At 72.2% G+C, this 6,293-nt stretch carries 5 protein-coding genes; all 5 read right to left on the minus strand.

All coding sequences use genetic code 11. From position 1 onward, the window contains the following. Positions 1-1,092, minus strand: a 1,092-nt coding sequence (locus tag AC1MIR_RS09410) for an FAD-dependent oxidoreductase (protein WP_480027908.1), incomplete at its 3' end; no start/stop codon positions are given. Then, positions 1,089-2,681 carry a squalene/phytoene synthase family protein gene (locus tag AC1MIR_RS09415; protein WP_480027909.1) on the minus strand — a complete coding sequence of 531 codons (1,593 nt, stop codon included), beginning with the start codon at positions 2,679-2,681 and terminating at the stop codon, positions 1,089-1,091. The genes AC1MIR_RS09410 and AC1MIR_RS09415, both read right to left, overlap by 4 nt. Positions 2,682-2,686: 5 nt before the next feature. Continuing rightward, on the minus strand, positions 2,687-3,796 hold the full coding sequence (locus AC1MIR_RS09420) for a glycosyltransferase family 2 protein (protein WP_480027910.1): 1,110 nt from the start codon (positions 3,794-3,796) through the stop codon (positions 2,687-2,689). After that, positions 3,796-4,623, minus strand: coding sequence for a lysophospholipid acyltransferase family protein (locus AC1MIR_RS09425; RefSeq protein WP_480027911.1), 828 nt, complete (start codon positions 4,621-4,623; stop codon positions 3,796-3,798). Before AC1MIR_RS09425 ends, AC1MIR_RS09420 begins: the two co-directional genes overlap by 1 nt. 7 nt (positions 4,624-4,630) lie before the next feature. Then, positions 4,631-6,220 (minus strand): phytoene desaturase family protein, encoded by a 1,590-nt coding sequence (locus AC1MIR_RS09430; RefSeq protein ID WP_480027912.1) that lies wholly within the window; start codon positions 6,218-6,220, stop codon positions 4,631-4,633. Positions 6,221-6,293: the final 73 nt, after the last annotated feature.

The raw sequence follows: 6,293 nt of genomic DNA on the forward strand, positions 1-6,293 counted from the left end.
GCGCGGGCGCGGCGCCAGGTCATGGCGCGGCGTGGCGCGCCGTTCGCGCACCGCCCGCGCCCGCGGCGGCGCGACGGGCCAGTCGCCCGGCAGTCCGAAGGACAGCGCGGCCTCCCGCACTTCCGGCCAGATGCGCACGGCGGCGACATCGTCCGAGAGGCCGACCGAATCATCGGCGGCGCTGACCGTCACCGCGACGCCGCCAGGCCGCACCAGCAGCCATTGCGCCAGCCCGCCCAGCAGGCCGATGAAGCGCACCGGGCCCTCGGTCGCATGCGCGAAATGCAGGTTGAGGATCGGCGCATGGCGGTCCGGCGCCGGCACCTCCGGCAGCAGCCGCGCCGCTTCCCAGGGCGGGACGGCGAGCAGCACCTCGTCCTCCGGCTGCAGGGCGATAACCTCCTCGCCGAAATCGAGCGCGGTGGCGCGCCCGCCCTCGCGCGCGATCGCGCGCAGCCGGGCGCCGCTGCGCAGCGTCGCGCCGTGGCAGGCGAGCGTCGCGATGGCCGGTGCGACGAGATCGGGACCGAGGCCGCGCGCCGCCACGAACAGCCGCGCCGCGCCCGGCAGCGCCAGCCGGCGCAGCACGATGCCGAGCAGCCGCGCCGAGGCTTCCTCCGCCGGCGTGTTCAGCGCCGCGACGGTCAGCGGCTCGACCAGCGTGCGCAGCAGCGCCGGATGCGCGGCGAAGGCCGCCGCCACGGTGCGGTCGGCACCCGGCAGCGCGAGCCGCATGAGCGCCAGCAGGCCGCCGAGCGTCAGCCCACCCGGCCGGCGCGCGCCGCGCGTCCAGCCGAGCGGCGAGAGCGCGACGCAGCGCGCCTGGTGGTCCGCGAGGTCGAGCACGGGCAGGCCGAGCGGTTCCGGCTCGATCCAGGCGTCGCGCGCGCCGATCGCGCCGAGGAAGCGCAGCGCGACGCGGTTCGCGCCGAGCAGCGCATGGGTGCCGTTGTCGGTGCCGTCGGGCAGCGCGCGCGCCCGCCCGCCAGGGCTTGGCGCAGCTTCGTGGATCGTCACGCGATGCCCGGCCTTGGCCAGCAGCAGCGCGCCCGCCAGCCCCGCCACGCCGGCGCCGACGACATGGAAGGTCATGCCGGCCTCAGCGCCACCAGCGCCATCCGGAATTTTTCGGCACGTGTGAGGCGCGCGCGCATGCGCGGTGCGCCGAAGCCCTGCGCCAGCATGCGGTCCAGCAGGCGGCGATAGCCCCACATCATCACGCGTGCCGGCTTCAGCGCGCGCGCATCGTGGCGCGGCAACTCGGCCTCGGCGCGGGCAAAACCTTCCAGCGCCTGGCGCGCCAGCGCATCGCAGCAGGCGGCGAAGCCGGGATGCGCGACGATCGCGCGCGCATCGTCGGTCGCGACACCCTGCGCATCGAGCAGGCTGCGCGGGACATAGACGCGATCCAGCGCCGCATCCTCCTCGGCGTCGCGCAAAATGTTCACGAGCTGGAAGGTGCGGCCGAGCGCGAGGCCCCAGGCCTCCGCTCCGGGCGCGCCGAAGATGCGCACGGCCAGCGCGCCGACGCTGCCCGCGACGCGGCGGCAATAGAGGTCGAGCGCCGCCTCGTCGGCGATCCGCACCCGCCCTTCCGCATCCGTCTCCATGCCCGCGACCATCGCCTCGCATTCGGCGCGCGGCAAGGAAAAGGCGTCGCAGGCCCAGGCGAGTTCGGCGGAGAGCGCGCAGTCGGGCGTGGCGAACTTCGCCCGCCATTCCGCCAGGAATCGCCGCTTCTCGGGCAGCGGCATGGCGGCGTCCGCGATGTCGTCCACCGCGCGGCAGAAGCCATAGACGGCAAAGAGCGCGCGGCGCCGCTCGCCCTTCAACACGCGCATCCCCCGCGCGAAGGAGCTTTTCGCCCGCGCCACGCGCGCGCGCACCACGGCGGCATCGGAGGGCGTGGGCAAGGCGAGCGTGGCGAAGGCGGCGGCGAAATCGGCCTTGCCCAGCGCGACTCGGCCAAGCACCGGATCGTCTGCGCGCAGCTTCGCCAGCAGGCGCCAGGCGAGCGCCAGCGTCACCGCCGCCTGGCGGCGCAGGCGGGAGCGCAGCAGCCGCGGCAGCGGCGCCGCGACCTCCAGCGTCGCCTCCACGCGATCCAGCGCGGCGTCCAGCACCGCGCGGCGCTGCGGGTTGTGCGGCGCGAAGAACGCCGCCTCGCCGCCCGCCAGCGCCATCCAGGACTCCGGCAGGTAGATGCGGTCCAGCGCCTCGCGGTCCGGCACCAGGTCCTGCAGGTGATTCAGGATCTGCAGCGCGGTGCAGAGCGCGTCGGAGGCACGCTGCGCGGTGGCATCCTCGCCATGCACGCGCAGCAGCATCCGCCCGACCGGATCGGCGGAGCGCGCGCAATAGGCTTCCAGCTCCGCCCAGTCGGCATAGCGCCTCTGCACCGCATCCTGGCGGAAGGCGGAGAGCATGCGCACCGCCTCCTCCGCCCCGACATCGGCCAGCGCCTGCGGCGCCGTCGCCTCCAGCGCATCGAGCCGGCGCAGCTTCTCCTCGGCGTCCAGTGTCGCGGAATCGGCGATGTCGTCGGCGGTGCGGACGAAGCGGTAGAACTGCATCACCTTCGCCCGCGCCGCCTTCGGCAGCAGCAAGGAAGCGACCGGGAAATTCTCCTGGTCGTGATCCCGCGTGGGCGGGCCGACCGCGATGGGCCCGCTGCCCTCCATCGCGCTCAGGCGGTTCCGTCGGGCTGGTAGGCGCGGCCCTTCCAGCCCGCGGGCTTGCCCATCAGGCCGCGCACCAGCGCCGTCCACTGGATCGCCAGCGCGACGGCCACGGCGAGCGGGTGCAGCGGAATGGTCCACCACGGCTCCCGCACGCGCAGCGTGACGGCGGTGCGCAGCGCGAAGCCGAGCGCCAGCGCCAGGAAGGCCCAGCCATCCGGCAGCAGCGCGATCGGCCAGAGGAAGGCACCGGCGAGCATCACGGTCCAGATCGGCAGGCCGACCGGCGTGGCCATGCCTTCCCGCGCGTTCTTGATGAAGCCGGACCAGCTTTCGGCGAAGCCCTTGTACATCCGGCAGGTGGCGAGCGGCGCGCCTTCCACCACCTCCGTCGCGAAGCCCGCGGCGCGCATCCGGCGGGAGAGCTGCAGCGCATCGTGCAGCAGGCCGCGGATCGCGGTGTGGCCGCCCGAGGCGTCATAGGCCTTGCGCTCGATCATCATGAGCTGGCCGCAGCCGGCGGCCATGTCGGGCCGCTTGGTGAAGGCGCGGCCGCCGCCGGGCAGGTAGCAGAAGAGCAGGAAGTTGATCATCGGCACGGTCACGGCCTCGCCGAGGCTGCCGATCTCCTGCCGCGGCACGCCGGTGACCATCGCGGCGCCGGTGCGCATCGCGTGGCCCGCCATGGTCGCCGCCGCGTCGGGTTCCAGCCGCACATCGGCGTCGATGAAGAGCAGATGCGTGCCCCGCGCCTTCTCCGCCAGGCGCGCGCAGGCATGCACCTTGCCGGTCCAGCCGGGCGGGAGAGTTGGACAGGTTTCCAGGCGCACGCGCGGATCGGCCGCGGCGATCTCCTGCACGATCGCGGCGGTGCGGTCGGTGGAGCCGTCATCCATCACCACCACCTCCACCGCGACGCCGCTCGAGGCGAGCGCATGGCGGATGCAGGTGGCGATGTTGGCTTCCTCGTTGCGCGCGGGCACCAGGATGGAGACCAGCGCCCCCTCGCCCGGCTTCCCCTGCGGCGGGCGCACGAAGAACAGGTTCGCCGCGCCCATGGCGGCGGGGAACATGGCAAGGAACAGCGCCAGCCAGGCCCAGGTGAAGTCGAGGTCCATCAGCCGGCTTCCTCCCGCGGATCGTGGCGGGGATCGTAACGCTGCCCGCGCGCCGCCGCCACGATGCGGCGCCACATCTGGAAGATGCCGCCCATGCCTTCCCGCCCGCGCAGCAAGGTCTCGAACCGCTCCGGATCGCGCGCGATGGCGTCGCCGGCCAGGCGGTCCATGGTGGCGGCGAGCGCCTGGGAGAGCGCGAGGGCGCGCGCATCGCGGTCCATGGCTTCCAGCGTGCGGCCTTCGATGGGCTCGCCGAAGGCGCAGAGCATCTCGGCCTTGCGCTCGGTCCAGAAGGGGTAGTCGAGCGCGAGCGGCACGAAGACCGCATCGGGCGCGAATTCCGGCAGGCGCGTCATGCCCGGCGCGATCGGCACCGGACGTTCGCGCACATCCGCGAAGCGGCCCGGCGCGTTCATCCAGAGCATGCGGTCGGGCGCGGCCAGCACGTCCTTCGCGACCTTCAGGAAGGCGATGGCGCCGCGCGGCGAGCCGGTCTCGATGCCGAAGACGCCGATGCGGCGCATGAACGGGTATCGGTCGAGTGCGGCCTTGTCCATCGGGATATACATGCGCCGCGGCACGAAAAGCGCCTGGGACAGCAGCATGAAGGCGACGCCGTCCCACCAGCCCGGATGATTGGCGAAGACGACGAGCGGCCGATGCCCGTAGTCGCGCGGCATCCCCCAGCGCGCGACGCGCGCCGCGCGCTTGTGCTTCTGGAAGAAGCGCCGGAACATGAAGTGGAAGAACGCCATGCGCCGCGGGTCGTAGCGGCCGACGGGATCTTCCGTCGGCACCTTCCGGTCGCTCGGCGCGGCAGGGTTCACGACACGGCTACTCCGCCGCGGCGGCCAGTTCCCGGTCCCGCCGGCCCGCCTGGCGCGCACGCTCGCTCATCCCCCGCCCGCCGCGGTCCTGGTCCATCGCATCCGCGGCGATCCAGCCGGACATCATCACCATCGGCATGCCCGGGCCGGGATGCGCGGCGCCGCCGCAGAGATAGAGACCCTTCACGAACTTGCTGCGGTTGCCGGGCTTGAAGGCGCCCATGAAGCTGCCGTGGGACGCCAGCCCGTAGATGGCGCCGTTCAGCACCTTGTAGCGGTTGTGGATGTCCACCGGCGTGAGCTGGCTCTCGACCACGATCCGCTCCTCGATGTCCTCCATGCCCGCGGTACGCTTCAGCTTGTCGAGGATCTTCTGGCGATAGGGCCCATACATCTTCGACCAGTCGTGGTTCGGCCGCAGCCAGGGCGTGTGCACAAGCACATAAAGCGCCTCCCCGCCCGGAGGCGCGGAGGTGTCGTCGCTGCAGGACGTCGCGGCGAGATAGGCGGTCGGGTCCGGCGCGGGCTCGCCCCTCTTGTAGATCGCGTCGAACTCCTCCTCCGCGTCGCGGGAGAAGACGAAGCAGTGATGCGCCAGGTGGTCGTAGCGCTTCTTCAGGCCGAGATAGAGCACCACGCCGCTGCATGCCGGCTCGAATCCCTTGCCGTCATACTTGCGCGCGGGCTCGCCGCCGATAAGCTCGCGATAGGTGCGGATCGCATCCATGTTGGAGATGACGGCGTCGCAGGCGATTTTTTCGCCGCTCGCGGTCGTCACGCCCTTGATGGCGCCGTCCACCACATCGAAGCCCGTCACCTCGGTGTTCGGGCGCAGATCGGCACCGAGATCGGCGGCGAGCTTCGCCAACGCCTCGGCCACCGCGCGCGTGCCGCCCACCGGATACCACACGCCCTCATGCGCCTGCATGTCCGCGATCGAGGTCAGCACCGCCGGCGCCAGATAGGGCGAGGAGCCGACATACTGGCAGTAATGGTCCAGCATCTGCGCCAGCCGCGCATCCGGCACATGGCCGCGGATCACCTTCGCGACCGTGCGGCCCATCTTCAGGCTCAGCACGTCCTTCAGCGTGTCCGGCTTCAGATTGGCCTTGAAGTTGAGCGTGTCGCCGATGCCCTCCACCGGCTTCCAGAAGAAGAAGTTCTCCGAGACGCGATGCAGGTTCTCCGCCTCGGCCTGCAGACGCCGATAGCCCTCGCCCATGCCCTTGCCCGGCGCGAAGCGGTCCATCTCCGCCGCCATCGCGTCCACATTCTCGAGCAGGTCGATCCGCGTCCCGTCATCGAAGAAGCACCGCCACTGCGGATCCAGCCGGATCAGCGGCAACTCCGTCGCCTGGTCACGCCCGGCCTCGGCGAAGATGCGGCGCAACACGCGCGGCACGGTCAGGATCGTCGGCCCCATGTCGAAGCGGAAACTGCCCGAGCCGTCCGGCGCATCCAGCGTCAACACCGCCGCCTTGCCGCCAAGCCACGGGTTCTTGTCGAGCACCGTCACCTTGTGCCCGCGCGCGGCCGCCACGGCAGCAGCGGCCAACCCGCCCAGCCCGGCACCGACCACCACAACCCGCTCAGCCATGCACGCAGTCCTCCTCGGGGCCGAACCATAGCATGGGGATGCTCGACAGGGGGGCTTTGCCCCCCTGCACCCC

It is taken from the genome of Falsiroseomonas sp. RANM36, assembly GCF_056682175.1.

Bases quoted from the DNA above. Each gene is read 5' to 3' on its own strand.
- AC1MIR_RS09430 (WP_480027912.1), bottom strand. From the start codon at position 6,220: ATGGCTGAGCGGGTTGTGGTGGTCGGTGCCGGGCTGGGCGGGTTGGCC.
- AC1MIR_RS09415 (WP_480027909.1), bottom strand. From the start codon at position 2,681: ATGGAGGGCAGCGGGCCCATCGCGGTCGGCCCGCCCACGCGGGATCAC.
- AC1MIR_RS09420 (WP_480027910.1), bottom strand. From the start codon at position 3,796: ATGGACCTCGACTTCACCTGGGCCTGGCTGGCGCTGTTCCTTGCCATG.